Genomic DNA, 4,591 nt, shown 5'->3' with positions numbered 1-4,591 from the left:
CACCGGTGGTCACCTGCGATCCCGCCGTGCGTAGCCGGTTGTACCGCCGGGGCGTTCTCGCTTGTGGTCTCAGTTTCGGTCTCAGTTGCTGCTCAGGAGCCCGTTTTCGGGTCCTCCGGCGGGTTGTCCCAGAGCAGCCCGCCGACCCGCTTGGCGATGTCCCGGCGGACCTGAGCGGTGAGGTGTTGGTACCGGACAGCCATTGCCGAATTCGACCAACCCATGATGCCCATTACCGCCCGCTCGGCGACGCCGAGAATCAGCAGCACAGTGGCGGCGGTGTGCCGGGCGTCGTGCAACCGGCCGTCCCGCAGCCCGGCAAGCCGGAGCAGTCGCTTCCATTCGTCGTAGTCGGTGCGCGGATTGACCGGGCCGCCGGTCGGCGTGGCGAACAGCCAGTCGCCGCCCTCCCATAGTTGGGCTGCCGTGACGTGCTCCTGATCCTGTTCCTCGTGGTGCTTGCGAAGCAGCGCCACCAACTCGTCAGGCAGCCCGATGCTGCGCCGACCGGCCCGAGACTTGGTCTCGGCGGTGTCGGCGCGCACCTGGAGGCGGTCGGGGCAGTGTCCGCCGTGCTTCCGGCCGCACGGTGAGCTACATCCGTGCTTCCACCTCGGCCGCTGCCGGCCGCGCCGAACGGTCAGCGTCCCGGCGTCGAGATCGATGTCCGACCAGCGCAGGCCGAGCGCTTCGCCCTGGCGCAGGCCGAGCGCGAGCGCGACCGCCCACCGCGCGCTGTTGCGCCGGCCCTGGGTGGCAGTCATGAGCCGTTGTACCTCCGTGACCGAATACGGCTCGATCTCGCTTTCCGGTAGTCGCGGTGACTTGGCGAGACTGGCAGGGTTCTTCGCCAGATGCCCCCGGCGTACCGCCTCGTTGAGCGCGGTTCGGATCGTGCGGTGCGCTTGGTGGGCGGTCGCTGGGGCGCTGCCGTTGTCCTGCATTCGTCGGTAGAAGCGTTCCAGGTGCTCGGGCTCCAGGCGCTCGATGCGGTGGGCACCGAGGCCGGGAATGAGGTGCCGGTAAACCGCCACCCGGTAGCCGGCGATGGTGTTCTCTCGGACGGCCGGTGCGGCGATGTTCTCCACCCAGTGCGTGAGCCAGGTCTTCACCGTCCAGCGCTGGCCAGCCTTGCGGACCGTCCCGCTGTCCCGCTCCCGTTCCAGCAGTCGAACCTTCTTGATGACTGCGGCTTCCGTCTTGCCCCGTACGTGTCGACGGTCCGGAGAGCCGTCGTCCTTCACGCCGACGGTCACCCGTCCGTGCCAGGAACCATCAGTGCCGAGGTAGATGCTCGACGCCCCGTTGGGCTTGCGTCCCATTCGTCAGGCTCCTTTCGTCAGGCGGCGTGGTCGAGTGGCGTCGGGTCGGCCAGGAGATCCCGCACGTACTCGTCGAGGCAGAAGGTGGGTACTCGGCGGAGACGGCCGATGGTGACGGTGCGGATCTGTCCGGCCTTGACGAGGGCGTACATGGTGGTGCGGCCGATGCCGAGCCGCTGGGCGGCTTCTTCGATGGTCAGGACGATGCGGTTGTCGGTGTTGGACACGCTGTCTCTCCCCGTATTTCCGTGACATGCATCGACAGGAACAGATGGAGAAGGTTGCTGAGAGTGCCGTAGCGCCAAGATCTCGGGCGGCATGGTGTTCGGCCATGCGTCGATCTGTCTGTGTGGCTCTCAGTGGGTTGGTGTGGTGGGGGTGTAGGCGGCGGTGGGTAGTGCTGTGTGTGGGAGGGCTGAACCATCTCCGCATCTCCGCATCTCCGCAAACATGGCTGTGAGCTGGGCGAATGCTTGCGGAGATGCGGAGTCCTGTTGAGGGGTCATCTCCGCAAAGGGGGTGTGATCTCCGCAGTGTTTGCGGAGATGCGGAGATCGATGGTTCTCTAGGTGGTGATCTCCGCAGGGTGTTTCCGCTGGTGGAGCGGGGTTGGTGCGGCGTTGCGGAGATGCGGAGATGGTTCAGCGGGTTGTCATCCCTGGTGGTGCTCGACCCAGAACACCGACCGGTCGCCCCGGTCGTTCTTGCCGGCCCGGACGACGTGTTCCCCGCGCCACCGTCCGGCCTGCCCGGTGAGCAACCGACCGAGTTGCAGCGGGTTGGGTAGGCGGCCGTTGTGGGTGGTGATGAACTGCCCGTCCCATGGGTCGTTGATGTCGCTGCCGAGGTGCATGGGTTCGGCGTCTTGGCGGAGTTCGGCGGCGGTCATGGGCCGGTTGCCGTGGCGGTCGTGCCAGCAGGTGAGGAACGCGCGCCAGCGGGTTTCGTCTTCGTCGATGGTGCGGATGTCGGCGGCGTTGGTGAGGAATCCGTCGATGCCGTGGTGGTGGAGGAATCCGCCGAGGGCTTGCGCCCAGGGGGTGAACTGCCGCATCGACAGTCCGGTGACCCGTGGTGCGCCCTGGCGGGTCCAGTCGAGGACGAGGACCAGGAGGTGCCACAGGACGGTGAGTTGGTTGGTGGGGTTGGTGATCCATTGGTCGAGGTGGGGGATGCCGAATCCGGCTTGATCGCGCAGTTCGGGGCGAGGCATGTCGGGGTCGAGGCGCACCCGGACGGTGCGGCTTGCCATGTCGCCGCCGACTTGCAGGTTGTTGCCGGTGGCCATCCACAGTCGGTCGTTGACGGTGGCGACGTTGCGGGATGCGCCCAACTGCCGGTCGGACCACACGCCGGAGGTGACGAGCTGGGCGAGCACGGCGGAGTCGATGACGGTGCCTTCGGCGAGGTTGTCCCAGATGACCACACCGACCTGCTCTGCCAGTACCGCAGTGATGGACTTGCGGAGTTCTTCATCCGAGTAGGCCCAGGTCATGACCCGTTGCCCGTAGAGCATTCCCGGCCCTGCGGTCAGGATCGTTTTCCCTGATGAGGGCATGGTGGCGTCGATGAGGGCGAACGGGGTCAGGGAGCGGGTGAAGTGCCGCAGGATCGGCGTGGCCAGTAGTGCTACGTAGTTGGCGCGGTCGGCGGCGGACGACCAGGGGAAGTCGCGCAGGAACCGGCCGAGCAGGAACGTGCGGGCGTCGTTCACCTGTTCGGGGGTGGGTTCGTCGGGCACGGGGGGTAGGGCGACTTTGGAGGCGAGGTAGAGGCCGGTGGGTGGGTCGTAGCCGGGTTGCTGCAACAGGGTGCCGTCACGGCGTAGCACCGGGGCGCCGATGATGCCGCGGAGTGGCGGCACGCCGGGCCAGGTCTTGCCGGCCAGCACGGACGACAGGATGTCGCGGGGTGGGGTCACCTCGTCTTCGTACATTTCGGGGTCTCCCGTGTCGCTCTTGCGGGTTTTCAGGCGGTAGACGTAGGCGTGTTCGGCGAGGAGTCCGGCCAGGCCGGCGGGGTTGACCGTGCTCGCCGATACCGGCAGTGGGGAGTCTTCGTCGGCGGCGGTGGCCAGGCCACCGGAAACCGCTTCCATGTGGACCAGGGCACCGGCGGACACGTATGTGTCGGGCAGCAGCCCGTCGACCAGGGCGGCTTTGAGGACGCGGATGGTCTCCGGGCCGGAGCCGATCTGCAACCGGGTCGTCATGCCGCCGCCTTCCCGGCGCTGTTCAGGTGGCGCGGCTGGCGTGCGCCGACGCGCAGCCCGGACGCGATCGTGCGCGTCACCTCTGCGGGCCGTAGCCCGGTCGACAGGGCGGCGGGTTCGAGGACGGCGTACACGTCGGTGTCGGTGAGCGCGCCCCCGGCGGCGAGCTGGCCGAGTGCTACGGCGGAGGTGAACAGGGCGTGGTTGCGTTGCCCGTCGGGGGCGGCGGTGAGGTGGGCGACCTGCCGGCGGAGCGCGGCGGCGAGGTACGCGCCGCGCCGGGCCGGCGGCAACGCCACCGCAGCGGGCCGGTATGCCGGTCGCACGGTGGGCGCCAACAGGTCGGCCAGCCATGCGGGCAGCGGGGCGGGGTCGACATCGAGGGTGATCGTGTAGGGGCGGCGGTTGACGGTGGAGCCGGCGGCCACCACGTACCCGCCGTGTGACCGGGTGTCGACCTTCCAGCCGATCCCACCCCACTCCCCGACCGTGTTGCCGATCGTCGGGCCAGTGGTCGGGTGGCGGTAGAACAGGTGGCTTCCGCCCCGGCCGGTGCGCTGCGTGTACGTCGGGTCGATGGTGCCGTGGTGCCGGTCGGCCAGAGCGATGAGCACGTCCGCCCCGTCACGTGCCCCGGCCCAGTCGGCGGGTGGGATGTCGGCGGAGTGCTTGGGCACGTCCAGGTCGATCACCAGTAGTCCCGACGGCCCACAGGCGACGCCAATGCCGTAGGGCTGGCGTGTCCAGGCGCGGCGGATGCGGTCCGGGTCGGTGGTGGCGCGGTCTTCCCACCCGACGTGACGGCCGGCGGCCCGGCAGCGGGGGTCGGTGCGGTCGCACCTGTCGGCGGTGCACCGGTTCGGGAACGCGGGCCGCTTCGCGTGGTCGTCGTCGGGTCGGGTGTCGGGGCGCAGGGGGAAGATGTGCCAGCCGCGCGCCGCGCAGGTGAGCGCAGCGGCCAGCAGCACCGCAGAGTCGAGCATGAGAAGTTTCCTTCCGGGCACGGGCGGTCCGGGGGCCCCCGCCCCGCGGGCGCGGGGCCCCCGGCGGGGGGCGC

General features: G+C 69.2%; 4 protein-coding genes. All 4 read right to left on the bottom strand.

Going from position 1 to position 4,591, the window contains the following annotated elements; all coding sequences use genetic code 11:
* Positions 1 to 92: 92 nt before the first annotated feature.
* Positions 93 to 1,322, bottom strand: coding sequence for a tyrosine-type recombinase/integrase (locus ACOJTC_RS14185; protein WP_420117215.1), 1,230 nt, complete (start codon positions 1,320 to 1,322; stop codon positions 93 to 95).
* 17 nt (positions 1,323 to 1,339) lie between these two features.
* Positions 1,340 to 1,549, bottom strand: coding sequence for a helix-turn-helix domain-containing protein (locus ACOJTC_RS14180; protein WP_420117214.1), 210 nt, complete (start codon positions 1,547 to 1,549; stop codon positions 1,340 to 1,342).
* A 425-nt stretch (positions 1,550 to 1,974) separates the two neighbouring features.
* A complete protein-coding gene (locus ACOJTC_RS14175) occupies positions 1,975 to 3,534 on the bottom strand; it encodes a hypothetical protein (RefSeq protein WP_420117213.1) in 1,560 nt (519 codons plus the stop codon).
* Complete coding sequence (locus ACOJTC_RS14170; RefSeq protein ID WP_420117212.1) at positions 3,531 to 4,517, bottom strand: bifunctional DNA primase/polymerase; 987 nt, start codon at positions 4,515 to 4,517, stop codon at positions 3,531 to 3,533. Before ACOJTC_RS14170 ends, ACOJTC_RS14175 begins: the two co-directional genes overlap by 4 nt.
* Between the last annotated feature and the right edge of the window lie 74 nt (positions 4,518 to 4,591).

It is taken from the genome of Micromonospora sp., assembly GCF_048594385.1.
Classification (GTDB): domain Bacteria; phylum Actinomycetota; class Actinomycetes; order Mycobacteriales; family Micromonosporaceae; genus Micromonospora; species Micromonospora wenchangensis.
Note: the sequence above shows the minus strand (reverse complement) of the source record. Positions and strands in the feature narration are given on the sequence as shown.